The organism is Kitasatospora sp. NPDC043949, from assembly GCF_056435365.1.
The window spans coordinates 2,740-28,005 of sequence record NZ_JBWKEQ010000059.1 but is presented as its reverse complement, the minus strand read 5'-3'; the positions used below and the strand labels follow the sequence as shown (position 1 = coordinate 28,005).

The following is a 25,266-nucleotide window of genomic DNA, read 5'->3' as shown; positions in this document are numbered from 1 at the left end:
CTGATCATGCTGACCACAGCCCTGCGCAACGTCCTGGCGCACAAGGCCCGGCTGCTCATGACCGTCCTCGCGGTCTGCCTCGGCGTCGCCTTCGCCTCCGGCACCCTCGTCTTCGCGGACTCGACCGCCGCCGCCCACCGGGCGGCCGCGTCCCGCACCTTCGCCGACATCGCGGTCAGCGTCACCGCGAAGGAGTCCCCTGCCGCCCCCGACCAGCCGAACGTGTTGACGGACGAGTTGGCGCGCCGGATCGCGGACGTGCCCGGCGTCGCGGCGGTACGGTCGTCGGTCGACGGGAGCGCCACGTTGAACGCGGCCGACGGCAGGCCGCTGCGGGTCAAGCGGGGGACGAACCTCGCGGACGCCTACGTCCCGGGGCGCGACGGCGAGGACGCCCGCTACCCCGTGGTCGAGGGGCGTGCCCCGGCCGGTGCCGACGAGATCGCCGTCGACCGGGGCACCGCGGCGGCGGGCCGGTACCGGGTGGGCGACCCGGTCACGCTCGCCACGGACGGCCCGGCCCTCACCGCGCGGCTGGTCGGCATCGTGACCACCACGGACACCCGGGTCACGGCCGGCGGTACGCTCACCCTGTTCGACCGGGCCACCGCGCAGCGGCTGTTCGCAACTCCCGGGCACTACACCAGCCTTGAGGTCTCCGCCGGGCCGGGCGCCGGCCAGTACGAGCTGGCGGAGCGGATCGCCGCCGTCCTGCCGCCCGGCCGGGCCGAAGTCACCACCGGACAGGCGCAGGCGAACCAACAAGCCATCTACGTCGGCACGTTGACCCGGGGCTACCAGAAGCTGCCGATGGTCTTCGCCGGGGTGTCGCTGTTCATCGGCTCGTTCCTCGTGGTCAACACCTTCACCATGCTCGTCGCCCGGCGCACCCGGGAGATCGCCCTGCTGCGGGCGGTCGGCGCGACCCGGCGCCAGGTGGTGTGCTCGCTGCTGGCCGAGGCGGTGCTGGTCGGGGTCGTCGCGTCGGTGGTGGGGTTCGTCCTCGGGCTCGGCATCGCGGCCGTGCTGCCCGGGCTGTTGAGTGGCGAGGGCGGTCGGCTGCCGGAGGGGCCCTTGGTCATCGGGCCCCGGCCGGTGGCGGCAGCCCTGTTCGTCGGGGTCGGCGTGACGGTGTCGGCCGCCTGGCTGCCCGCGCGCAGGGCGGCGCGGATCGCGCCGATCGAGGCGCTGCGGGCGGCGGCCGCGCAGCCGGGCGGGCGCTCGCGGCTGCGTCCGATCGTGGGGGTGGGGCTGCTCGTCCTCGGCGTCGGCTGGCTGGTCGCGCTCGCGGGTGCGGCGAAGGACGCCTCCGAGGCGAATCTGCGGAGTGCGATGGCGGGTTGCGGGCTCCTGGTCGTCGCCCTGATCGTGCTGGCACCGACGCTCGCCGTCCCGGTGATCCGGCTGACGGGCCGCCTCACCCGGCGGTTCGGCGTCGTCGGCCTGCTGGCCCGGCAGAACGCGCTGCGCGACCCCCGGCGCACGGCGGCGACCGCCGCCACGCTGCTGATCAGCACGGCGCTGGTCAGCGGGCTCGCCACCATCGGCAGCTCCACCGGACAGGCCCTCGACCGGCAGGCGGCGGACGGCCTCGCCGCCGACTACGTGATCAGCACCGGCGACACCATGACCGGCATCGACCCGGCGGCCGTGCAGCGGGTGGCCGGTCTTGCGGGGGTGCGCGGCGCGAGCGCGGTCGCGGACTCCACGGTGGTCATCGGCGGCAAGGTCCGTGAGATCTCCGGCATCGACCCCGTCTTTGTTGAACAGGCCGTGAAGCTCGACTTCGTGAGCGGTTCCGTGCAGGACCTCGGGCCCGGCCGGATCGCCGTCTCCAGCAGCGTCGCCCGGGAGACCGGGGTGAGCACGGGAGGCCAGGTCAACGTGCGGATGGGCCGGAGCAAGGAGTTCACGCGGTACACCGTCGTGGGCGTCTACCAGGACAACCCCACCGCCCACGACGCGGTCGGCGCCCGGGGCGAGGTGCAGCAGCACGGCTTCAAGCCCGGCTCCGTCCAGCGGATCCTCGTCCGGGGCGACGGCTTGTCCGGGCGCGACCTGCGGACCGCTGTCGGCAACAACCCGCTGCTGAAGGTGCAGGACCGGGCCGAGCTGGTGCGGGAGGCGGCGGGGACGATGGGCGACCTGCTGACGCTGATGTACGGGCTCCTCGGCATCGGCGTCGTGATCGCCGCGCTCGGCATCGTCAACACCCTGGCCATGTCCGTCACCGAACGGACGCGTGAGATCGGCGCCCTGCGCGCCATCGGCATGGATCGCGCGGGCATCCGTCGGATGATCCGCCTGGAGGCCGTGACGGTCGCGGCGTTCGGCACCCTGCTCGGCCTGGCCGGCGGCCTGTTCGGCGCCTGGGCCGTCGGCGCGCTGGCGGGCGGCGCGGTCAAGCAGTACGCGCTGGTGCTGCCCTGGGGCACGATCGCGCTCGTCTGCCTGGCGTCCCTCACGATCGGCGCCCTCGCCGCCGCCGTCCCCGCCCGCCGGGCCGCCGCCCTCAGCCCGCTGGTGGCGGTCGCGGAGGTGTGACCCGTCGATCCCCTTGTCCCCGCCCGGCACGAACGCCGGGCGGGGACTGTCAGCGTCGCGGCCGGGACAGGGCGATCGGGTCGTCCGGGTCCTCGATGTGGTCGCTCACTGGGCCCCGAGACGGCGAAGGAACGTTGAGGCCTGGGTCCGCGGGATCGGCTGCTGGTCGTCGTGGTGGCCGTGCAGGGACGCTGTGCTCACCATTCCTCCGGAAGTCTCGTGCAGGCGGGACCGGTCAGTGTCTTCCCCCGCAGGCCTGGCCGGTACCGGAGCCGTCACGAGAGTCCTGAGCGGCGCGTCCTGTCCCGGCGAAGATTGACCGGCTTGTCCGTCTCAGCAAAGGTTGACCAGGCGTTGCTATGGCCCTGCAACCTACACAGCCCTCACAAGAGAGCCCAATGCCTGAACTTCCCGCCACACGCCGCATCACCCTCCACCTACCCGCCGACCTCGTCGACTGGCTCCACGAGTTCGCCGAGATCTCTCACCGATCCGTTGACGAGGTGGTCCGGCCACTGATCGAGGCGGAGAAAGCCCGCTTCGATGCAAACTGGGATCGGACGTCACCAGGGCCTGGTTAGAGTCGAGGAGCGCCACGACCAGCAGCTCAACGCCCACACGCGACCGGTTGGCAGCCGCTCCTTCGTCGTGTGCGGGTCGGGCGCCATGTACCAGACGATGGAAGGCCGTTGGGGCTGCGCCTCTTGTGGCTCCACCTGGGCCTGAGACAGCGAGAAGGGCCAAGGAGCATGCCGATCTGTGCGGAGTGCCGCACCGCTGAGGCGGTCATCAAGGACCTGGACGTCGGGTGACTGGCCTGGCCGGCGATCGCACATCAGGCACGACGAAGCGCCCCTGCCCGGCGGGAGCACTTCGTCAGCCTGAGACCGACGGCCGAGCGACGTGTCGGATCGGGCACGGGATGTCCGGCCAGATCCGGTTGGGGCACGCGATCACGTAGTGGCCCGACCAGCGGCTGTCGGACACCCAGCGGGACCAGACGACGTCCGAGGCGCCCTCCAACTGCTCAACCGCGCGGAGTCGCCGTGCCTCGAAGGGAAGTTGGGGGTCGCCGCCAGGAGTGTGTTCCTCGTACCGTTCCGCAAGCCAGTCCACTGCGTTGCTCACCGCCACCCAGGTGCCCCGCACCTGGGCGGCCGGGCGCAGGAGCCACCAGCCGGTCATCATCGGCGGGAGTTCCGAGAGGCCGAACCGTGCGGCCTCGATCGGGCGACGCTCCGGCTCCTTCGCCAGCAGCCGGCCGTCACCGGCCCACTCGTAGCCGTGGAAGTGCAACAGTGCTTCTCCTCGGAGACGTGGAAGCCCCGGCCGCCCGCACGGGACTGCGGGCGGCCGGGGCTGTCAAGGGACTTCAGACGGACAGGCCGAACCGCGCCGGGTCGATTCCGGCCTCGGTCAACTCCTCGGCGGTGAACAGCAACGGTTCGCGGTCGGGACGCTTGCTGTCGCCGAGGGCGAAGACGCCGTGCTCGACCAGGCCGAGGGTCACGCACGACTCGCCGTCGTCGCCCCCGCCCTGGTTGCCGCCGCACGCACGGTTGAACTCGACCTGGGAGAGGTCGAGTCCGTACAGGTTGCGCTCAGTCATCGCCTGCACCTTCCGGTATCGCTTCGGGGCAGCACGGAACGGCCCCGCCCTGCCCAGGACTTGGGCGGGAGAATGAGGGGGAGTTCAGCCCCACAGGCTGATGCGGGTGGTGAGCTGGTCGGCCGGCACCTGGCGCGGTTTGGCGTCCGGCTCGAACAGCGGCCGGACCAGCGCCCGGCCGTCCTGGGCGCCCACGATTTCGACCAGACACCCGGTCGTCAGGTCCTTCCGGACCGGATTGTTGTCGATCCGCTCCATGAGCTCCGCGTGCGTACGGCGGCGTGTGGCGCCGGTCGGCTGTGCGAAACCGTCAGTGGGCATGGAGCGCTCCTGTGGCTCTCGAATCATTTCGGCGAGCCACCAAATTACCGGGGCGTTGGGGTTGTTTCTGTGCGCTTTCCCGTTCCCGAAAGAACTCACCTCAGGCCCGTTTGGGCAGTGCGCGCATTCCATTTTCCGCCCGGGTCGAACGGGAGGGATCGTAGGGCTCAGGTGGTCCACCGAATCCCGCCGAATGTGGGCGCAGGAAGTCGGACCGGTCGACTTCCTGCACCGCGAAGGTTCGCTGGTTGGCTATCGGCAGAGATCCTGTGATGTCTCCCGATGGCGGGAAGTCCACTCGTGCAACGCGGCCCGAGCGTCCTCGCCCCAGAGCGCGTAATTCTCGAAGGTTCGGAACGTGTCCAGGTACTCCTGGACGTCGTGGGGCCTGTTGAACACGAGCACGCCTGCGGCTACCTCAACGGTGGCCAAGGATGCGTCGTAGACGGTGAAGACGTTCATCGGCGCCTTCGGCATATGGCCGGCCAGCGGGATGACTCCGAGTCGAACATTCGGCAAGCGGGAGACCGAAGCCAGGTGGTCGAGCTGCGTGGCCATGGCCTGCGCCGGTACCAGCGGCCAAAGGCAGGCCTGCTCCGTCAAAACAAAGGTGAAGCTCTTGGTGACGTCGCGGAGTACGGCTTGCCGCTCAAGCTTCTTGGCGATGACCCTCGAGTGATCGCCGGGGATCTGGGCCAGACTGGCGTTGACGTACGCCGGCGTCGAGAGCAGTCCGGTGATCATGGTCGGCAGGAAGTGGCGGGGTTCCGTCGAGGTCCGCTCAAGGCTCGCCAGCTCAACCTGCTTCTTGTCCGCGCCGTTTCAGCGGAGGATTCTGGCGTCCTGCCGCTCTGGACCCGCGAGCCGTGCTGAATCCGACCTGTTTTCCACTGAGGATTCCTTTGGATTCTTATTCTCGAAGGAATTCGTCTCGGATCCCTTCGACCAGTGCGCGCATGTCGTCTCCGTGTAGTGCTACGGCATCGAATTCGGAGAATTTTGACAGATAGACGCCGACATCTCGTGGATCGTGAGTGGTGATCTCTGAATGGAACGTCTCCACGATGACCAGGCGATCGTCATACATGCTGAAGCATGTCATTGGGAAGTCCGGCATTCGTCTGGCGAGGGGAATAGACCCGATGGTCACGTTGGGAAGGCGGGACAGTGACACCAGGCGATCGAGCTGTGTAGCCATGACGGCAGGAGGACAGATCCGCCAGCGTAGTACATGTTCACAGATGAGGAAGTGGAACTGCCGCTGGCGGTCGTACAATACGGCCTGGCGCTCCAGTCGAGCTGCGATCGTTTTCGTCTTCGCCTCTTCTGGCAGCTCTGGGTGCAAGGCGAAGACGGCCGAGACATATTCGGCGCTCTGGAGCAGTCCAGGAATCAGCTGTCCCTGGAAGAGTCGGAGAAGGCCTGTTCGGGCTTCGATGGCTTTGATGGCGTGCTGGTGCTTCCAGTGGCCCATTCGGCGGAGTTCCCGCCAGGCGACCTCTTCGGTCGCCGCGCCGCGGGCTGCCTCCAGGAACTCTGCTTTGGCTTCGCCTGATATGCCGAGCGCGGTCAGGATGAGGTCCACGTCCTGCACGCTCGGCAGGGTCTTGCCGTTTTCGATCTTCGAAAGCTTGGCTGGAGACATGGAAGCCCTGCGGGCGACGGTCTCGGCTGTCTTGTCCGAGGCGATCCGTAGCGCCCGCAGGGCTTTGCCCAAGTCCTTGTGCTGTTCTCCGCTCAAGCCGCCGAGTACTCCCCGAAAGGCACGGCGTTCGTCAGAGCGATCTCCCGGTACTGCTGGTACTCGCTCAGGTAGTCGTCGGGCAGGAGTTCGGCTCCGAGGAACTGCCCTGCATCCGTGTAGTGCATCCGGTAGACCTGGGCGTCATCGAACAGCCAGAAGTCGTGGTCCGGTAGCCCGGCCACCTTCTGGCGAGCCGTGTCGATGATGCCGATCGACTCGCCGGCCTTGATGTTGCCGGGGTACGACGCCAGCTCGTAGCGGAGGTAGTCCGACAAGGGGGAGTGGAGGACGTGCACCCGGGCCACCTGCTTGCCCAGATCCGTCATGGAGCGGACCCAGGGGTTGTCGAAGCGGCCAGGCGGCAGCCCCTTGCCGGCGAGGAAATCCGCGAACTCTTCACGTTCGTCGTCCACGTCGTAGACGGCCAGAGTTTCGAGCCGGAAGGCCGTTCGCTCGAACGTCTTGAAGAGACGGCCGAAGTCTTCACCCTTGAGCATGGAAGTACCCCTCCAGGACCGCAGCGGGGATCACGACCGCCGACTCGCCGTCCGGCAGGTTCAACTCCGCCAGACGGTAAGGGTCGGTGATCGCGTATCCCTGGACCACGTAGTCCCCGTTCTCGGTGCCCCACAGCGTGGGGCACGATCCGTCGTTGCAGGACCCATTCCCAGACAGCCAACGCAGCATCAGGTGCCTCCAGTCGCCGGTGGTTCCTGTCTTGGCCGATGCTCCCGGCTCTCTGGGCGCAGGGTCAAGAACCTGATCTTTCCAGAACGGGAAAGTCGTTCGACCGCCCCCGCCCGGTGTGAACGCCGGGTGGGGGCGGGGGAGTTCAGGGGGATGGGGTGGGCGGTCGGGTCGGTACAGACAGAGGTGCCCCGCGCGGCGGTGAGCCGGGCGGGGCACCTCTGGTGTGTCTGCGGGTTTAGAAGTCGTCGTCGAAGGCGACGGAGCCCTCGACGGCGACCTGGTACGCGGAGACGCGGCGCTCGAAGAAGTTGGTCAGCTCCTGGACGTTCTGGAGTTCCATGAACCCGAACGGGTTCGTCGACCCGTAGCGGATCGGCAGGCCGAGGCGGGCGAGGCGCTGGTCGGCCACGGCCTCCAGGTACTGGCGCATGGAGTCGGTGTTCATGCCGGCGAGGCCGTCGCCGCACAGGTCCTGGGCGAACTGGAGCTCGGCCTCGACGGCCTCCTCCAGCATCTCCGTGACCTGCTTGGCCATCTCGTCGTCGAAGAGGTCGGGCTCCTCCTCGCGGACGGTGTCGACGACCGACATCGCGAAGTCCATGTGCATGGACTCGTCGCGGAACACCCAGTTGGTGCCGGTGGCCAGGCCGTGCAGCAGACCGCGGGACCGGAACCAGTACACGTACGCGAACGCGCCGTAGAAGAACAGGCCCTCGACGCACGCCGCGAAGCAGATCAGGTTCAGGAGGAACGCGCGGCGGTCCTCCTTGGTCTGGAGCGAGTCGATGTGGTCGACGGCGTTCATGTACTTGAAGCAGAACTGCGCCTTCTGGCGGATGGAGGGGATGTTCTCCACCGCGGCGAAGGCCGCGTTGCGGTCCTCGGGGTCGGGCAGGTAGGTGTCGAGCAGCGTCAGGTAGAACTGGACGTGCACGGCCTCCTCGAACAGCTGGCGCGACAGGTACAGCCGCGCCTCCGGGGAGTTGATGTGCTTGTAGAGGCTCAGCACCACGTTGTTGGAGACGATCGAGTCCCCGGTGGCGAAGAAGGCGACCAGGCGGCCGATGAGGTGGCGCTCGCCCTCGCTGAGCTTGGCCAGGTCGGCGACGTCGGAGTGCAGGTCCACCTCCTCGACGGTCCAGGTGTTCTTGATCGCGTCCCGGTACCGGTCGTAGAACGACGGGTAGCGCATCGGGCGCAGGGTCAGCTCGAAGCCGGGGTCGAGCAGCATCTTCTCGCGGTCGGGGGTGCTCACTGGCAGGCCTCGCAGGACTCGGGGTTCTCCAGGGAGCAGGCCAGCGCGGCCTCCTCCTCCGGGGTGAGGGTCGGGGTGTTCACGGGCACGGGCGCGGACGAGGACGCGGGCGCGGGCGCGGCGGCGCGGGCGGTACCGGAGGCGGCCTGGGCGATCCGGGTCGCCGGGCGCGAGCGCAGGTAGTAGGTGGTCTTGAGACCGACCTTCCACGCGTAGGCGTACATCGAGCTGAGCTTGCCGATGGTCGGCGCCGCCATGAACAGGTTCAGCGACTGGCTCTGGTCGAGGTACGGCATGCGGGCCGCGGCCAGGTCGATCAGCGCGCGCTGGGGCAGCTCCCAGGCGGTGCGGTACAGCGAGCGGACCTCGGCGGGCAGCCAGCCCAGCTCCTGGACGGAGCCGTTGGCCTCGCGCAGGGCGTCGCGGGTCTGCTGGTCCCAGACGCCGAGCTCCTTGAGCTCGCGCACCAGGTACGGGTTGACCTGGAGGAACTCGCCGGACAGCGTCTCGCGCTTGAACAGGTTGGAGACCTGCGGCTCGATGCACTCGTAGACGCCGGCGATGGACGCGATGGTCGCGGTCGGCGCGATGGCCAGCAGCAGCGAGTTGCGCAGGCCGGTCTCGGCGATGCGGGCGCGCAGCGCGGTCCAGCGGTCGGCCCACTGCGGGGCGGCCGTCGGGAAGTGGTCGATGTGCAGCTCGCCGCGGGCGGCGCGGGTCTCGCCGTAGGCCTCGTGGCGGCCCAGCTGCTCGGCCAGGTCGGCGGAGCGCTCGTACGCGGTGAGCATGATGCGCTCGGCGATGAGGGTGGACAGCCGCGCGGCCTCGGCGGAGTCGAAGTCGATCCGCAGCTTGAAGAAGACGTCCTGGAGGCCCATCACGCCGAGGCCGACCGGGCGCCAGCGGGAGTTGGAGGTGCCGGCCTCGGTGGTCGGGTAGAAGTTGATGTCCACCACGCGGTCGAGGAACGTCACGGCGGTGCGGACGGTGGCGTCGAGGCGCTCCCAGTCCATGGCGCCGAGCAGGTCGTCGACGGAGGCCCCCGGGGCGACGTGGGCGCCGAGGTTGACCGAGCCGAGGTTGCAGACGGCGGTCTCGGAGTCGTCCGTGACCTCCAGGATCTCGGTGCACAGGTTCGAGGAGTGCACCGTGCGGCCGGGCAGCGCGGTCTGGTTGGCGGCGCGGTTGGAGGCGTCCTTGAAGGTCATCCAGCCGTTGCCGGTCTGCGCCAGGGTGCGCATCATCCGGGCGTACAGGGTCTGCGCGGGGATGGTGCGCACGGCCTTGCCGGCCAGCTCGGCCTTGCGGTAGGCCTCGTCGAAGTCGGAGCCCCACAGGTCGACGAGCTCGGGCACGTCGGCGGGGGAGAACAGCGACCAGTCCTCGTTGGCGTTGACCCGGCGCATGAACTCGTCCGGGATCCAGTGCGCCAGGTTGAGGTTGTGGGTGCGCCGCGCCTCCTCGCCGGTGTTGTCGCGGAGCTCCAGGAACTCCTCGATGTCGGCGTGCCAGGTCTCCAGGTAGACGCAGGCCGCGCCCTTGCGGCGGCCGCCCTGGTTGACGGCGGCGACCGAGGAGTCGAGGGTGCGCAGGAACGGGACGATGCCGTTGGACTTGCCGTTGGTGCCGCGGATCAGGCTGCCGCGCGAGCGGATGCGCGAGTAGGACAGGCCGATGCCGCCGGCGTGCTTGGACAGCCGGGCGATCTGCGCGTAGCGGTTGTAGATCGAGTCCAGGTTGTCCAGCGGGGAGTCGAGCAGGTAGCAGCTCGACATCTGCGGGTGCCGGGTGCCGGAGTTGAACAGGGTCGGCGAGGAGGTCAGGTACTCCAGCCGGCTCATCAGGCCGTACAGCTCGGCGACCTCCCGCACCGACTGCTCGCTGTCGCCGACCGCCAGGCCGCAGGCGACGCGGAGCAGGAAGTGCTGCGGGGTCTCGATGACCTTGCGGGTGATCGGGTGGCGCAGCAGGTAGCGGGACTGCACGGTGCGCAGGCCGAAGTACTCGAAGCGGTCGTCGCCGTGCGCGTCGATCAGCGCGTCCAGGGCGGCGGCGTGCTTGGTGACGAAGGCGGCGGTGGTGTCGCCGATCAGGCCCTCGGCGTGGCCGACGGCGATCGAGGCGGCGAAGGAGCGCGAGCCCTGGCTGTTCGCCTCGTCGACGATCTCCAGGGCGAGCAGCCGGGCGGCCAGCTTCGAGTACTGGGGGTCCTCGGCGATCATCGACGCGGCGGCGTCCACGGCCAGCCCGCGCAGCTCGGCGAAGTCCGAGCCGGCGTGGCGGCCACGCAGCGCGGCGGCGGCGACATGGCCGGGGTCCACCTGGGGGAGATCGACGCTGCGGTCGGTGAGCAGCCGAAGGAGCGCGCCGCCGGGGTCGGAGACCGTCGGGTCGGTGGGGGCGGGGCCGGTGCCCTGGGCGGGCAGGGTGGCTGAGGCAGCGGTGGTCAAGGCGCTCTCTCCTGGCGGCGATCGGCGGCGGTGATCGGGGGGTACCGGGCCGTTCGGGGCAGGGGAGCACGGCACGTACGCAGGAAGCGTCGCGCGACGGTGGCGTCCCCGGCCCGCCCGCGAGGCCCGGAAGGTAGTTCTCGTGCTGGCGCGGCCTCTGCGGGAGGGCCCGTGCGCACACCGTCGGCAGGTACTCGGACTCGCGGGGCGGCTACTGGTAGCCGCCCGCTCACCGCTGCGGGGCAGTCCCGGATTCGCACCGGGTTCCCCTGCATCGACAGCAGGATTGAGCATACATCTAGTGGTGTCTCTCTGATGCGACCCCACATGTAGTACGGCGCGGTGTGTCGGAGCGATAACCGGTGGTGCCGGGAGGGGGCGGGTCGTGGCCTTGGGGCGCCTCGGATCCGGGCTTCCGGCGCCCTGATTCCGGGCTTCCGGCGCCCTGATTCCGGGCCCCGGCGTCCTGGTTTCGATACGGAACGGTCACCGGGCGGACCGGTTGCCGCGGGCATGCCCTACGATCTGGGCGCATGAGCGAGCGAAGCGCCGAGGGGCGCGTTTCGCGAAGCGATCATCGAGCGAAGCGAGGGGGCGCGTGAGCGACGGAACTGGCGCACCCGGGCAGGGTCCGCAGGGAACGCCTCCCACCGGGCCGGGGGACGCGCACGGTCAGCAGCCGCCGGTGGTGCCCGGTCCGGTGTTGCCGCCGAGCGGGGGCTTCGGGCCGCCGCCGGCCTCGTACGGGCCTCCGGTGCCGCCCGCGCAGCCGGTGGCGCAGCCCGGTCCGCCGGGGCAGCCTCCGCTGCCGCAGCCGGGACCGCCAGGGCAGCAGCTGCCGCCGCAGTGGCAGCCGAACCCCCAGGCGCACCCCCAGCCGCATCCCCAGGCACACCCCCAGCCGCATCCGCAGTCGTACCCGCAGCCCCAGGCGCCGCAGCGCGCCGAGCCGAACTGGGAGGCGCTGGCCGACCGCAACGCGGCGGACGGCAAGCGCCGCCGCCGACTGCGGGCCCTCGGCGTGGCGGTCGCGGTCGTCCTGGTCGGCGGCCTGATCGCGGGCGGGGCGGTGCTGCTGACGAAGGGCGGCGGCGACAAGCCGGTCGCCGGGCCGATCGCCTCGGCCTCCAACCGGCCGTCCTCCGCCGCATCGGGTGCCGCCCGGAGTGCCGCGCCGAGTGCCGCCGCAACCCCGGGCGGGAACCCGTCCGGCACCCCGGGCGGAGCGCCGGACGACCCGTCGAAGCCGATCTGGGAGGCCGCCACCGACCCGGCGCCGCAGGACGCGGGGGCACTGTTCTCCGCGCTCCAGGTGACGGTCAACGGTGCCACCTGGAACCGGACCTTCGTCTCGCTGGACTCGCCCTGCTGGGACGGGAACTCGACGACCGGCGGGCTCGGCAAGGTCCTCGGTGACCAGGGCTGCCAGAAGGTGCTCCGGGCGACCTACGTCTCCGGCGACAGCGCGGTGACCGTCGGCGTCGCGGTCTTCGACCACAAGATCCAGGCCGAGACTTCGATGAAGAGCTACACCGGCCACCTCAAGGGCGCCGTCGCGCCGGGCGCGCCGGCCTTCTGCGCCACTCCGGGCTGCACCAACACGCACAACACCCTGGGCCGGTACGCCTACTTCACGGTCGAGGGCTCGGCGAAGGGCGGCGACACCGCCGACGCCACCGCCACCGCGGCGGCCGTCGGCTTCGGCGAGCACGTGAAGGGCCAGCTGCTCCAGCGCGCCAAGGCCGCGTCCGCGGCCGCGCCGGGTGCGCCGGGGGCCGCCGCGGCCGGCTGATCCGCCGTGGCACCCCGGCCCCGGCGGGTTCGCTCGCCGGTGCCGGGGGAGTGTGGCAGGCTCTCGGGGCAGTCATTCGCACGAGTGTTCCGGTTGTGTCCGCCTGGGCCGGTGCCGGCGAGCAACCGGAGGAGCGGTCCGTGGCCCTGCCCAGAGCCCTGCGCGGCAGGCCCGCCGTCCTGGCCGCGGCCGGGGTCGTGGTCGCCGCGGGCGCCGTGGCGCTGTTGCAGCGTGACGGCCGGGCCGACGGCGAACGGCCCGCCCGCGTCCCGGTGACGGTCGGCCTCCCCGGCCGCACCCTGCCGCCGGAGGTCGGCCGGGACCTGCTCGCCCGGGATCCGCAGGCCTCGCCGAACGCCCGGGCCGTCCAGCAGCTGCTCGCCGACCTGGAGGGCCGGGCCCGCACCGGGCAGAGCGGCGGGACGGTGATCGGCCAGCACGTCGAGGCGCACAACGAGCGCAACAACCCCGAGTACGGCGACTACCGCGGCACCAAGCAGGTCGGCTACTACTACAAGAAGGCCGCCGACCTCACCGGCAAGCTGCCCGGCTTCGTCGAGACCGACCTCGGCCCCGGCTACGGCCAGACCGGCTGGGGCGTCGGCGACCCGCGCTCCTACTCGGCCGGCCGGTGGCCCACCTGCCGGGCCGGCTGGCAGTACACCGACGACGCCGTCGACCTGCTCTCCGCCGTCTGGTCCGGTCACCCGCGCGCCGACGACGGCAGCTACGGCACGGCCGGCGTCCAGCACAACTGCGACGGCACCACCACCGAACTGCCCGACAACGGCGGGGGGCCGGCCGGGATCGTCGGCATGTCCTTCCACCAGCCCTACCCGGGTTCGGACGTCAAGTCCTTCGAGCAGGTGCTCTGTTCGAACTCTCCGGCCGCCAAGGACAAGGGCTGGTTCGGCCGGGTCGTCGACAGCGCGCACGACACCCCCGAGTACCGCGCGCTGATGACCGACCTGTCCTACCTGGCCGACCACCTGGAGTACCTGGCCGCCCACGACGTGCCGGTGCTGCTGCGCCCGTACCACGAGATGAACGTGCAGGACTGTTCCCGCAGGTTCTGGTGGTCGGGCCAGAAGCCGGCCGACTACCAGGCGCTGTGGCGGATCACCTACCGCTACCTGGTGGAGACCAGGGGCCTGCACAACCTGCTGTTCGTCTGGACGCCGGTGTCCTGGGACGGAGCCCCCGGCGCGGACCCGTGGGACTACTACCCGGGCTCGCAGTACGTCGACGTGGTCGGGGTGGACGACTACAGCGGCAGCCCCGCGCACCCGATCGGCACCGGCGAGGTGTGGACCAAGCGGTACTACGACGGGCTCGCCGGCTACGGCAAGCCGCGGATCCTGGCCGAGTCCTTCGCCGTCCCGGTCAACTCCCGCCAGCCGGAAACGCTGCGGCGCACGCCCTGGACGATCTGGACGGTCTGGGGGCAGTCGCTCACCTCGGACAACCTGACGCCGGAACAGCCGCGCAACGCCAGCGCGGACGTCAACGCCACCTACCACAGCCCGCTGGCGCTCACCGGCGGCGCCGGGCCGTTCGGCGCGAACGTCGACTGGGGCGGCCTGCACGTTCGTTGAGCCGGTCCGCAGGGTCGTCGAGCCGCCCCCGCGCGTCCGCCGAGCCGGTCGCCGTGAGGTGCGCTACACCACCGAATTCCGTTGAACGGCCGGAATACCGTGTCCGTTGTGCCGTGTGGCATCCTGTGGCGGCGAAGCCGAGGGGCTGACGCCGGGACGGGCCCGGCGGGGCGGGGGTGCGGGATGGGACAGGCGCGTGCGATGCGCGCGGCCGGCGGCATCGCCGTCGGCTGGGGCGTGGTGCTGCTGGCTTGGGCGGCGTACAACTGCTTCGGCCAGGTCGGGTTCGCGACCTACGTCAAAGGCATCTTCTACTACGGCGGCACCTCGGTGGACGCCGAGACCGGCAGCCTCAACTACGGCCTGATCTACCTGCTTTCGGGAATCCTGCTGCTGCGCGGGCGCAGCTGGGCGCTCGGGGTGGCGGCCGGCGTCGCACTGGTCGAGGGGTACAACCGGGTGCGCAGCCTGACCGGCGCGCTCCTGGACAAGCCGCAGCGGGAGTGGTTCACCAGCACCATCGAGGGCGGGCTCAAGCTCGCGACCTTCGCGCTCGGCGTGGCCGTCACCGCGGCGCTGATCCTGCTGCTGGCCCGGCTGAAGTGGCGGGAGCCGCGGGCGCCGGAGGCCGCCGCGGCGTCGGGCGGCCAGGTGCACTGGTCGCTGCTGCAGACGATCCCGGCCGAGCCGGCCCCGGGCCCGCAGCCGTACCAGCAGCCGCCGTTCCAGCACCAGCACCAGCACCAGTCCGCCTGGCCGCAGCCGCAGCCGCAGCCGCAGCCGCAGGCCGCCTGGCCACCGCAGCCGCCCTTCCAACAGCAGCCGCAGCCCGCGTGGCCGCAGCAGCCCCCGGCCTCGCAGCCGCAGTCGCAGCCCGCTGCCTGGCCGCAGTCGGCGCCGGCCCAGCCGGCCCAGCCTTCGCAGCCGTCACAGCCGGTGCCGTACGCGCAGCAGCCCGCCCAGCCGGCCCCGCACCCGTCGACGCTCGCCCAGCAGCCGTGGCCCGCCGCGCCGCCGGTGACGCCCGGTCCGGTCGCCCCCGGTCCGGTCGTCTCCCCGGCCGACCGCCCGCCGGCCGACCGCCCGCCGCAGGCCTGAACCTCCGCAGCCCCGGACCGCTCGCGAACGACCCGGCTCCCGCACGGGATCGGCCCGACACCAGACGAGGAGCGACTTTCGCCATGCCATCGACATCCCCCGCACGGACGGTGCTCACCACGTCCCGCGAGGCCGCCCGGCTCGCCGAGCGACAGATGTCGTGGAAGCCCCGGGTCCTCCCGTTCTACTTCTCCTTCACGGTCATCTTCGCCTTCTCGGTCTGGGCCTACGTGCCCAACCCCACCCCGCTCGGCTGGACGATCACCATCCTGTGGGGGATGCCGGTGTTCGGCGTCCTGATCGGCTTCCAGGGCGTGCTGATGGTCCGCCGCCGGCTGCGCCAGGTGAGCCGGATGACGCCGGCCGTGCCGGTCGAGGACGACTTCCTGATCGTGCTGGTGCCGACCATCGGCCGCCACGACACCTATCCGGCGCTGGAGCGCTCGGTGCTCTCGTACGTCGAGCACCTGCCGGCCTACTTCCCGTGGATGCGGGTGGACGTCCTCACCGAGGAGGGCTGCGCGGCCGCCGAGAAGATCGACGGTCTGGCCGCCCGCAACCCGCTGATCCGGGTGGTGACCGTGCCGAAGGCCTACGAGACGGCCAACGGCACCAAGTTCAAGGCCCGCGCCAACCACTACTCGCACGAGCTGCGGATCGAGGAGGGCGAGGCCGAGGACGACGTCTGGGTGCTGCACATGGACGACGACACCGGCGTCGGCCCGGACACCGCCGCCGCCGTCGCGCAGTTCGTCAACCGGCAGCGCCGGGCCGGGGACGACGCCAAGCACATGGCGCAGGGCATCCTGACGTACCCGCGGGAGAACGCCGTCTCCACCTTCACCTGGCTCGCCGACGCGATCCGCCCGGCCGACGACATCGCCCGCTTCCGCGCGATGACCGGCACCGGCACCCCGATCGCCGGCGTGCACGGCGAACTGCTCCTGATGCGCTCCTCGGTGGAGGCCACCATCGGCTGGGACTTCGGCCCGAAGACCATCGTCGAGGACGCCCAGATGGCGCTGAACTTCTGCCAGCGCTACCCGGGCCGCAGCGACTGGTTCAACGGGCGCTGCTACGGCGCCTCGCCGGCCGGGGTCAAGGACTTCCTCAAGCAGCGCGAGCGCTGGGCCTGGGGCCTGGTCGCGCTCTGCTTCAACAGGACGATCCCGCTGCGGTACCGGCTGTTCATCGGGATGGGCATGGTCAGTTGGGTGCTCGGCCCGCTCCAGCACGTCGGCCTGGTGCTGCTGGTCGCCTGGTTCACCGGCACCTGGAACACCTCCCCGGTCACCCAGTCCGTGGTGCTGGTCTGGTCGATCAACTTCGCCTACGTCATCTGGACGTACTGGGAGGGCCTGCGCCTGAACGTCGTCGCCTCGGCGAACCACCGGCGCAAGTGGTGGGAGCCGATCGTCGTGGTGGCGGCCATCCCGCTGTTCTCCTTCCTGGAGGGCTGGGGCGGCCTGCGCGGGCTGGTCAAGTTCCTCAAGGGCGAGGAGAACAAGTTCGTCGTCATCGCCAAGCCGGCCTGATCGGAGGTCACCGCTGTGAAGCGCCCCGCCATCTTCATCCTGCCGACCGTGGTGGTCGCCATCACCGTCGCCGTCCCGGTGGTCTGGGGGGACCACCCGCTCAAGTTCGTCCACCAGCGCCCGACCGCCGTGCACTGGGCCGGCTCCGCGACCGAGCAGGGACGGGTCTGGGGCTTCGGCAAGGACGCGCCGCCGGTCGAGGACACCGGCCCCAGGGTGGCCCGCCCGTGGGCCGAGGGCAGCCCCGAGTGGGGTGTGCAGGTGTACTGGCTGGACGATCCGGCGGACCCGGACAACTTCGTCCAGGGCAAGGTCGACCGCATCGTCAAGTACGTCGTCGGGCTGAACGCCAACTCCCTGTCGGTGACCTTCCCGTACTACACGACGGGCACCAGGTCGAACGCCGTCGCCGCCCGGCCGACCACCCCCACCCCGGAGCGGCTGGCCCTGCTGCTGGACGCCGCCCACCGGGCGGGCCTGCGCACCACCATCCGTCCGATCATGGACGAGGACGTCTTCGACTACCTCAACACCCTCAAGTGGCGCGGCAACATCGCACCGACCGACCGGGACGCCTGGTTCGCCAGCTACGCCGCCTTCCTGACGCCCTACCTGAAGACCGCCCAGGAGCACTCCGCGGCCGAGGTCACCATCGGCACCGAGTTCAACTCGCTGGAGGGCGACCCGCGGTGGCCCGGTCTCATCGACCAGGCGCGGAAGACCTTCCACGGCGAGCTGGTGTACGACGCGAACTTCGACAACTGGTCCAAGGGCCCGATAGCGGTACCGGCGGACGGCACGGGCGTGGACGCCTATCCGCCGGCCAAGTCGGCCGGTGACGACGCCCCGGTCGCCGACCTGAGGGCCAGCTGGAACGCCTGGCTCGACAAGCGCGGCAGCGGTCCGCAGCCGACCACCAAGCTCACCGAGGTGGGCATCCCGGCGCAGAAGGGCGCCTACAAGACGCCCGGCGAGTACTACAAGAAGACCGAGCTGAACGAGACCGTCCAGGCGACCTGGTTCACCGCGGTCTGCCAGGTGGCGCAGGAGCGCAAGCTGCGCGGGCTGTACTTCTGGTCGCTGTACTTCGGCATCGACCCGAACCTGCCGACCAACCAGGACACCCCGCGGATGGACTACGCCGGGCGCCCGGCCTCCGAGCAGGCGATCCGCGACTGCTTCGCGCAGACCTACGAACTGCCGCCGTCCTAGGCTCCGGTCAGGGCGCGGTCCGGCCGGGCTTGGCCGAACTCGGCCGGCCCGTGGGCTTGGTGGTGGTCGGCGTCGTGGCCGTCGGAGTCGGCGTGGGTGTGGGCGTCGGTGTCGAGGTCGGCGTCGGGGCGGCCGTGGGCGGCCCCGACGGCGGTCCGGTCAGTCCGTCCGCGATCTGCTGCTCCAGCCACGGCGTCACGAACCGCATGCCGGCCGGAGTGAGGTGCACCCCGTCGTTGGCGGGGGTGACCCAGTGGCCGTCGCGGTCCTTCCACGCGCAGGTCTCGTACGGGCAGAAGAAGGTGTTGAGGTCGACCAGCCGGACGGCGCCGGCGGTGGCCTTCACGTAGGCGGCGACCTGCTGGTCGTAACAGGTGCCCCAGCCCTTGTCGATGGCGCCGTTCTCGACCCGTTCGTTCATCAGCAGCACCCGGGCGCCGGGCGCGCGGCGACGGACCTGGTCCACGGCCTGGGTGAGCTGGGTGGTGTAGCGGCTCCTGTAGTCCTCCTCGCAGGGGCTGAGCCAGCTGCCGTCGAGGTACTGCTCGGCGGCGTCCCAGCCGAGGTGGATCACGACGGCCTGCGGGGCGGCGCCGGTGAGTCGCCGGTCCCACGCGGCGGCCCGGTCGCGGCACTCCCGGCTGGTGTCGAACTCCTCGCCGGAGGTGGTGCGCACCTTGTCCGGGTCGAACACGCCGCAGCCGCTGATCCCGCCGTCGACCACCCGGTAGCGGTCGCCGTGCCGGTAGAGGCCGGTGGCGAGGTCCTGGGCGAAGGAGTCGCCGAGGACGAGGACCGCGGGCTTGCCGCTCGGCCCGGACCGCATGTCGTACTGGACCCAGGCGGGCAGGTACCAGGCGCCGGTGGTGGCCACCGCCGTGGCGACGGCCAGCAGCGGGACGGCCGGGAAGGCCCGCCAGCGCAGCACCCGCAGCTTCTCGGTGCCGGTGTGCATCAGCCAGGCCAGCACCCAGGAGAGCGGTGCGCCGATGGCGAGCAGCAGTTGCGGCGAGATGTCGTCGACGTAGTGCTGGAGCAGCCAGTACACCGGCAGGTGGAGCAGGTAGAGGCTGTAGGAGATGGTGCCGGTGAGCCGCAGCGGGGGCAGTGACAGCAGCCGGACCAGCGGGCCCCGGTCGTGGCAGAGCGAGGCGGCCAGGACGGCGGCCAGCGCCGCGACCGCGGCCAGCCCGCCCTGGTAGAGCAGCGGCTCGTGGTAGCCGCTGACGGACAGGCTGGCCCAGACCAGGCCGCCGAGGGCCGCGGTCCCGAGCAGGGCGGGCGCCAGGGTGTCGGCCGCTCCGGAGCGGTCGAGCAGGCGCCGCCGGGAGCGGGTGGCGCCGTCGCCGCCGGGGGCCGCCGCGCGGACCTGGCGGCGCAGCCGCAGGTGGACGGCGAAGGCGGCGGTGGCGCCGGCCGCGAAGCCGACCGCGCGGGTCTCGGTGCCGAGGTAGAGGCGGTCGCTGTTGTCGCCGTTCCACATCAGCGGGGCGACGAGCGCGGCGACGACGAACAGCCCGGCGGTGACGACGCCGGTCGCGCGCAGCGAGCGGCGGCAGAGACCGAAGACCGCGAGCAGCAGCAGCGGCCAGAGCGCGTAGAACTGCTCGGTGATGCTGAGCGACCACATGGCCGCGAGCGGGTCGATGGAGGCGAAGTGCTGCCAGTAGGCGTCGCCGCGGGCCAGTTGGGCCCAGTTGGCGACCTGGCCGAGCGCGGCGAGCGCCTGCGGGCGGAGGTCCCTGACGTCCCGTAGCGGGCTGACCAGTGCGGACAGCGCGACGACGAGGAGGACGGTGGCGAGCAGTCCGGGCAGCAGCCGCTTGGCCCGGCGGCGGTAGAAGACGCCGAGCCGGATGCCGTCGGTGCGGTCCAGTTCGCGGATCAGCACCAGGGTCACCAGGAAGCCGGAGAGGACGAAGAAGACGTCCACGCCGAACAGGCCGTTCTGGAACCAGTTGGTGTGGTAGAGCAGGACGGAGGCGATGGCGAGGCCGCGCAGCCCGTCGACCGCCGGGAAGCGGACGGAGGGCGGCAGCGGCCCGCGCGGCCGGGGCGCCGGTGCGGGGATCGCGTAGCGGCTGGTGGCCGGGGGCTCGATGCCCCGGGACGTGCGCATGTCCTGGAGCGTGGGGCCGCTCGCGGGCGTGCCGAGGCCGGGCCCGTCGTCCATGTGGTGCGTCCCCCCGGGATCGGTCGGCTGCCGCGACGTGGCATCAGACGTGATCTGTGGTTTATATCAAAAGACGTCCGTTGATCGTCTGTCGGTCACCGGGGAGGAGGAGGGCCGACGACGCCCCGGCCGGGCTCAGAACGCCAGGCTGTAGACCATCAGGTCCATGCCCGGGTACGGGGACCAGTCGCGCTCGGGGGTGCGGCGGAAGCCGGTCCGCTCGTAGACGCGGTGGGCGGCGGTCATCTGCGGGCGGGTGGAGAACGCCATGCCGTCCAGGGCGAGTTCGCGGCTGCGGGCGATGGTGGCGCGGACCAGGGCCTCGCCGACGCCCCGGCCGCGGGCGGCCGCGGCGGTGGCGAGCATCCGGATCTCGCCCTCGCGCGGGCCGGCGATGTCGGCCCACTCGGTGCCGCCGACGGCGTAGGTCACGCAGCCGAGGACCCGTCCTTCGGCCTGGTCGACCGCGACCAGGAGCTCGGCCTCCCGGGCCCGGCGGGCGGCGTCGCGCAGTAGCTCGACGTAGCTGCTCTCGGGCGAGGTGTGGCCGTCGCCGACGAAGGCCTCGACGGTGATGCGGCCGGCGTCGTCGAGGTCCTCCGGAAGGGCCTGGCGGATGAGGATGTCCATCCCGTCAGTGTGCCGGAACCGTCCGGGGTGGTGATCTCCGGGGTGGCCCGGACCGGGAGGGTGGCCGGGTCGGCGGAGGGGCGCAGCGAGGCGGCGGGCATGGTGCCGTACAGCCGGTCCAGGCGTTCCGGGCCGGCCGGGTAGCCGCCCGGGCGGTGCCAGTTGTCGCGGCCGGTGGCGGCGCCGCGGGCGACCTCCCGGCCGATCAGGGTGCCGAGCAGGCCGAAACCGCCGACGGCCCCGACCAGGGCGATTGCGCTTGCGAGAGTGCCGCTGTCCATGGCTCCACTCTGGTCGGGCGGGGCGGCGGCCACGAGTGGCAGGAATGACTGATCTCATCGAAAAACTGCCATCCGGCCCTTCCGTCGCCGGTGCCGGCCGGGGCATCCTGGGCGGCATGCTGAAGAACGTGGTCGCGGTGGTGCTGGAGGAGATCCACCCCTTCGAGCTCGGTGTCGCCTGCGAGGTCTTCGGCCTCGACCGCACGGCCGACGGCCTGCCCGGGTACGACTTCGCGATCGCCGGCGCCCGCCCCGGGCCGCACACGACGCACGCCGGGTTCGCGGTGGACGTCCCGCACGGCCCCGAGCGGCTGGCCGGGGCCGACCTGGTGGTGGTCACCGCGACGGCGATCCGCCCGGAGTACCCGGAGCCGCTGCTGGCGGCGCTGCGCTCGGTGGTGGCGGACGGCGGCAGGGTGCTGTCCATCTGTAGCGGCGCCTTCGTGCTCGGCGCCGCCGGGCTGCTGGACGACCGCCGCTCCACCACCCACTGGCGGCACAGCGAGGACCTGGCCCGGCGCTTCCCGCGGACCGCCGTCGAGCCGGACGTGCTGTACGTGGACGACGACCCGGTGATCACCTCGGCCGGGACGGCCGCCGGCATCGACGCCTGCCTGCACCTGGTGCGCAAGGTGCAGGGCGCCGAGGTGGCCCGGGGGATCGCCCGCCGGATGGTGGTGGCGCCGCACCGGGAGGGCGGGCAGGCCCAGTTCGTGAGCCGCCCGCTGCCCGGCGGCGACGGCGACTCGCTGGCGCCGCTGCTCGACTGGATGCGCCACCACCTGGACCGGGACTGCACCGTCGAGCAGTTGGCCGCCAGGGTCCACATGTCCCCGCGCACCTTCGCCCGCCGCTTCCAGCAGGAGACCGGCACCACGCCGCACCGCTGGCTGACCGGGCAGCGGGTGCTGCTCGCCCAGCGGCTGCTGGAGTCCACCGCCGAACCGGTGGACGCGATCGCCGCCCGCTGCGGCTTCGGCAACGCGGCCGCGCTGCGGCACCACTTCGGGCGCCGGCTGGGGACCACGCCGCTGGCCTACCGGCGCTGCTTCGCCTGCCCGGACGACGAGGCATGACCGGACGACGGGGAGTGACCGGGCGACGAGGCGCGACCGGACGAGGGCGCGTGACGGCTCGTCAATTCTCCAGGGCGAGGTGGTCGACGGTGTTCCAGCGCTCCGGGTGCAGCCGCCCGTCCTGGGCGCGCCACAGGCTGGTGGAACAGTTGCGCACCGGCGCGAGCGCGGTGAGCCGTTCCTCGGTGAGCCGCTCCAGCACGTAGCGCAGCATCAGCACCGTGCAGTCGTGCGCGACCAGCAGGACGGGCCGCCCGGCCTCCTCCTCGCAGACGTCCCGCAGTAGGCTGCGCACCCGCAGCGCGACGTCGGCCCAGGACTCGCCGCCGGGCGGCCGGTAGTACAGCTCGCCCATCTTGCGCCGCCGGGCGGACTCCTCCGGGTGCTTGGCCTCGATCGCGGCCCGCGTCAGCATCTCCAGGACGCCCAGCTCGCGGTCGCGCAGCCGCTCGTCGTGGCGCACGGCGAGAGTGACCGGGACGGCGCCGAGCCCGGCGGCCTGGGCGAGCGCGATCCGGGCGGTCTCGGTGGTGCGCACGTACGGCGAGCACCAGACGCTGCGCGGGCGGTCGGTGCTGGGCAGGGCGGCCCACCAGCGGCCGAGCGCCTGGGCCTGCTGCTGGCCGTGCAGCGACAGCGGGATGTCGGCGTCCCGGCAGCTGATCGGGACGCTGAGCGCGTCGGCGGCCTCGGCCAGCTGGAACTCGACGTTGGCGGTGGACTCGCCGTGCCGGGTGGCGATCAGCAGGGACGGCAGCCGGGTGGCCGACGCCGGGCGGTGGGTGGTGAGGTGGTGCGGGCTCTGGGTGGACTGGTGCTGGCCGTTGAGGGTGGTGCCGAGTTCTGCCATGGCCGCGTGCTCCCCGTGGGTCGATCAGTTGCCGGCCGGTCGCCGGTCCGGTCTGGTGGTGCCCTGCGAAGGCGGCTGTTCATACATATGATCGCGCCGCCTTCTCCAGTGTTCACGGAGAGGGCGGCGCGATCACAGGGCGCGTGCGGCGCGAATCAGTGCGCCGCTACGGGCTCCGGCGCGTTCTCCGGCTCCTCGTCGCCGGCCTCGGCGCTGTAGTCGGCGGGCCTGGTCTCGTCCGGGCCCTCGGGTGCCTTGACGGCGCGCAGCACCAGGGTGAGCGCCACCGCGACGATCAGGTTGAGCGCGAAGGCGGTCAGGCCGATGTAGCCGATCTCGCCGATGCCGGGGATCGCGGCCGCGTTGCCGCCGAAGTGCTTGGTGGCGGGGCTCGCGATGCCGTAGGCCTTCCAGGTGCCGTAGGCCATGCCGGCCGCCCAGCCGGCGAACAGCGCCCAGTGGTGGAACCAGCGGGTGAACAGGCCGCCGACGATCGCCACGAAGGTCTGGAGGATCCACAGGCCGCCGAGCAGCTGGAGGTTGATCGCGGCCTGCTTGTCCATGCCGAGCACGAAGACCAGCGCGCCGACCTTCACCAGCAGCGAGACCAGCTTGGCGATCCGGGTCTCGTCCGCCGGGGTGGCGGCGGGCTTCAGCCACTCCTTGTAGACGTTGCGGGTGAACAGGTTGGCCGCCGCGATCGACATGATGGCGGCCGGCACCAGCGCGCCGATCCCGATCGCCGCGAAGGCCACGCCGGTGAACCAGTCCGGGAACATGTCGGCGAACAGCTGCGGCACGGACAACTGGGCGTTGAACTTCTTGTCGCCCTTGCCGACGCCCGCCGCGATGGCCATGAAGCCGAGCAGCGCCAGCAGGCCCAGCATCAGCGAGTACGCGGGCATGATCGCCATGTTGCGGCGCACCGTGCCGCGGGACTTGGAGGCCAGCACACCGGTCACCGAGTGCGGGTACATGAACAGCGCCATCGCCGAGCCCAGCGCCAGCGTCGCGTACGTCCACTGCTTGTCGCCCGGGAGGGTCAGCGAGCCGGCGGACTTGGGGGCGCTGAACTTGTGCGCGGCCGCGTCGAAGATGTGCCCGTAGCCGCCGAGCCGGATCGGGATGTAGATCACCGCGACGATGATCACGATGTAGATCAGGGCGTCCTTGACGAAGGCGATCAGCGCCGGGGCGCGCAGCCCGGAGGAGTAGGTGTACGCGGCCAGCACGCCGAAGGCGAGGAACAGCGGCAGGTCCTTGACGAACCAGTTGGCGTTCTCGCCGCCGCCGACGCCCAGCACGTCCAGCACCGCCTGGATGCCGACGAGTTGGAGCGCGATGTACGGCATGGTGGCCAGGATCCCGGTCAGCGCGACGACCAGGGAGAGCGGCCGCGAGCCGTACCGGCCGCGGACGAAGTCGGCCGGGGTGACGTACCCGTGCACCCGGGAGACCGACCAGAGCCGGGGCAGGAAGAGGAAGACCAGCGGATAGGCGACGATCGTGTACGGCACCGCGAAGAAGCCCGCCGCACCGGTCGCGTAGACCGCCGCCGGGACGGCGACGAAGGTGTACGCGGTGTAGAGGTCGCCGCCGAGCAGGAACCAGGTGACCCAGGTCCCGAAGCTGCGGCCGCCCAGGCCCCACTCGTCCAGGTGCGCCGCGTCGTCCGCGCGCCGCCAGCGGGCGGCGAGGAAGCCCATCACGGTGACCAGGACGAAGAACAGCACGAAGACCGTGAGGGCCGGCACGTTGACGTGGCTCATCGCGCGCCACCCGCCTTCCGCGCCGCCTTGCGGGCCTTCTCGTCCCGGTTGATCAGCAGGTACGCGGCCACGGTGAACACCGCCGACACCGGCACCCAGAGCAGCTGGTACCAGTAGAAGAACGGCACCCCGCCGACGCCCGGGTCGGTCTTGTCGTACGAGGACACCCACAGCGTCGCGACGATCGGCACGAGCAGGGCGAGCCCGGCCAGCACCCGTTCGGGGGTCACTGCGGGCACCCGCTCCCCGGGTGGCTCGGGCATGACAGGTTCGACGGTATCGGGATCAGACGGCATCTTCGGCTCCGCTCCGGAGGGTTCTCCCCGTCGGCGCCGCAGCCCGCGGGGCACCGCACGCCCCCGCGAACCCGCCGAGCAGCACCATCGGTGATCGACAGTCAGTACGGCTGCGCAATCTAGGGCATGGGGTGATCCATGTCACCGGGGTCGGCGCAACTTCCCGCCATCCGGACGGCATCCGGTCGTATTCGACCGGTACTGCCCCTTCCGTGACGCGAACGGGCACCGGGGGGGGGGGGGGGGGGGGGGGGGGGGGGGGTGGTGGGGGGGGGGGGGGGGGGGGGGGAGGGGGGGGGGGGGTGTGTCGCGTTCGCCTCGATGGCCCCGGCGCCGCCGGCCGAGA

20 protein-coding genes and 1 riboswitch are annotated in these 25,266 nt (G+C 71.5%); of the genes, 7 read left to right on the top strand and 13 right to left on the bottom strand.

The features are described from left to right. Positions 1-6 precede the first annotated feature (6 nt). Positions 7-2,544: an ABC transporter permease gene (locus tag AC07AL_RS33125; protein WP_363628654.1), complete on the top strand. Its 2,538-nt coding sequence runs from the start codon at positions 7-9 to the stop codon at positions 2,542-2,544. An 876-nt stretch (positions 2,545-3,420) separates the two neighbouring features. Here the strand turns inward: AC07AL_RS33125 and AC07AL_RS33120 are convergent. The 8 genes from AC07AL_RS33120 to AC07AL_RS33085 all read right to left on the bottom strand — a co-directional run bounded on the left by AC07AL_RS33120 (position 3,421) and on the right by AC07AL_RS33085 (position 10,589). Further along, entirely contained in the window at positions 3,421-3,840 is a 420-nt protein-coding gene (locus tag AC07AL_RS33120) for a hypothetical protein (RefSeq protein ID WP_400988577.1), read from the bottom strand. Positions 3,841-3,916: 76 nt separating this feature from the next. Next, positions 3,917-4,153 carry a DUF397 domain-containing protein gene (locus AC07AL_RS33115; RefSeq protein WP_363586966.1) on the bottom strand — a complete coding sequence of 79 codons (237 nt, stop codon included), beginning with the start codon at positions 4,151-4,153 and terminating at the stop codon, positions 3,917-3,919. Positions 4,154-4,237: 84 nt separating this feature from the next. After that, positions 4,238-4,474, bottom strand: coding sequence for a hypothetical protein (locus AC07AL_RS33110; RefSeq protein ID WP_400806433.1), 237 nt, complete (start codon positions 4,472-4,474; stop codon positions 4,238-4,240). Between the two features lie 252 nt (positions 4,475-4,726). Then, a complete protein-coding gene (locus AC07AL_RS33105) occupies positions 4,727-5,269 on the bottom strand; it encodes a DUF5753 domain-containing protein (RefSeq protein ID WP_400471802.1) in 543 nt (180 codons plus the stop codon). Positions 5,270-5,384: 115 nt separating this feature from the next. After that, positions 5,385-6,215, bottom strand: a complete 831-nt coding sequence (locus AC07AL_RS33100; RefSeq protein WP_363586964.1) for a helix-turn-helix domain-containing protein — start codon at positions 6,213-6,215, stop codon at positions 5,385-5,387. Beyond that, entirely contained in the window at positions 6,212-6,715 is a 504-nt protein-coding gene (locus AC07AL_RS33095; protein ID WP_363619349.1) for a DUF6879 family protein, read from the bottom strand. Before AC07AL_RS33095 ends, AC07AL_RS33100 begins: the two co-directional genes overlap by 4 nt. A 428-nt stretch (positions 6,716-7,143) precedes the next feature. Further along, positions 7,144-8,139, bottom strand: coding sequence for a ribonucleotide-diphosphate reductase subunit beta (locus tag AC07AL_RS33090; RefSeq protein ID WP_079136257.1), 996 nt, complete (start codon positions 8,137-8,139; stop codon positions 7,144-7,146). A 20-nt stretch (positions 8,140-8,159) separates the two neighbouring features. Continuing rightward, positions 8,160-10,589 carry a ribonucleoside-diphosphate reductase subunit alpha gene (locus AC07AL_RS33085; protein WP_363586989.1) on the bottom strand — a complete coding sequence of 810 codons (2,430 nt, stop codon included), beginning with the start codon at positions 10,587-10,589 and terminating at the stop codon, positions 8,160-8,162. 192 nt (positions 10,590-10,781) lie between these two features. After that, positions 10,782-10,907, bottom strand: a riboswitch (cobalamin riboswitch). Positions 10,908-11,211: 304 nt separating this feature from the next. Here AC07AL_RS33085 and AC07AL_RS33080 point away from each other — a divergent pair. From AC07AL_RS33080 to AC07AL_RS33060, 5 genes are all read left to right on the top strand, one after another. Then, positions 11,212-12,405 (top strand): hypothetical protein, encoded by a 1,194-nt coding sequence (locus AC07AL_RS33080; RefSeq protein WP_478319225.1) that lies wholly within the window; start codon positions 11,212-11,214, stop codon positions 12,403-12,405. A 140-nt stretch (positions 12,406-12,545) separates the two neighbouring features. Continuing rightward, positions 12,546-14,000, top strand: coding sequence for a glycoside hydrolase family 26 protein (locus AC07AL_RS33075; protein ID WP_478319224.1), 1,455 nt, complete (start codon positions 12,546-12,548; stop codon positions 13,998-14,000). Between the two features lie 183 nt (positions 14,001-14,183). Next, positions 14,184-15,098, top strand: a complete 915-nt coding sequence (locus AC07AL_RS33070) for a hypothetical protein (protein WP_478319223.1) — start codon at positions 14,184-14,186, stop codon at positions 15,096-15,098. Positions 15,099-15,181: 83 nt separating this feature from the next. Continuing rightward, positions 15,182-16,633 (top strand): glycosyltransferase family 2 protein, encoded by a 1,452-nt coding sequence (locus tag AC07AL_RS33065; RefSeq protein ID WP_363586958.1) that lies wholly within the window; start codon positions 15,182-15,184, stop codon positions 16,631-16,633. A 15-nt stretch (positions 16,634-16,648) separates the two neighbouring features. Continuing rightward, complete coding sequence (locus tag AC07AL_RS33060) at positions 16,649-17,845, top strand: glycoside hydrolase family 113 (protein ID WP_363586957.1); 1,197 nt, start codon at positions 16,649-16,651, stop codon at positions 17,843-17,845. A gap of 7 nt (positions 17,846-17,852) precedes the next feature. Here the strand turns inward: AC07AL_RS33060 and AC07AL_RS33055 are convergent, their stop codons facing one another. Then, positions 17,853-20,018, bottom strand: a complete 2,166-nt coding sequence (locus tag AC07AL_RS33055; protein WP_363586956.1) for an SGNH/GDSL hydrolase family protein — start codon at positions 20,016-20,018, stop codon at positions 17,853-17,855. 135 nt (positions 20,019-20,153) lie between these two features. Next, positions 20,154-20,648 (bottom strand): GNAT family N-acetyltransferase, encoded by a 495-nt coding sequence (locus AC07AL_RS33050; protein WP_363586955.1) that lies wholly within the window; start codon positions 20,646-20,648, stop codon positions 20,154-20,156. A gap of 397 nt (positions 20,649-21,045) precedes the next feature. On the opposite strand from AC07AL_RS33050, the gene AC07AL_RS33045 reads away from it, so the two are divergent. Continuing rightward, on the top strand, positions 21,046-22,005 hold the full coding sequence (locus AC07AL_RS33045) for a helix-turn-helix domain-containing protein (RefSeq protein ID WP_363586954.1): 960 nt from the start codon (positions 21,046-21,048) through the stop codon (positions 22,003-22,005). Between the two features lie 61 nt (positions 22,006-22,066). Here the strand turns inward: AC07AL_RS33045 and AC07AL_RS33040 are convergent, their stop codons facing one another. The 3 genes from AC07AL_RS33040 to AC07AL_RS33030 all read right to left on the bottom strand — a co-directional run bounded on the left by AC07AL_RS33040 (position 22,067) and on the right by AC07AL_RS33030 (position 24,887). Then, the gene (locus AC07AL_RS33040; protein WP_478319222.1) at positions 22,067-22,855 is read right to left on the bottom strand and encodes a histidine phosphatase family protein; all 789 of its coding nucleotides are present in this window, start codon (positions 22,853-22,855) and stop codon (positions 22,067-22,069) included. Between the two features lie 155 nt (positions 22,856-23,010). After that, the gene (mctP, locus tag AC07AL_RS33035; protein ID WP_363586952.1) at positions 23,011-24,624 is read right to left on the bottom strand and encodes a monocarboxylate uptake permease MctP; all 1,614 of its coding nucleotides are present in this window, start codon (positions 24,622-24,624) and stop codon (positions 23,011-23,013) included. Then, complete coding sequence (locus AC07AL_RS33030; protein ID WP_363586951.1) at positions 24,621-24,887, bottom strand: DUF3311 domain-containing protein; 267 nt, start codon at positions 24,885-24,887, stop codon at positions 24,621-24,623. Before AC07AL_RS33030 ends, mctP begins: the two co-directional genes overlap by 4 nt. Between the last annotated feature and the right edge of the window lie 379 nt (positions 24,888-25,266).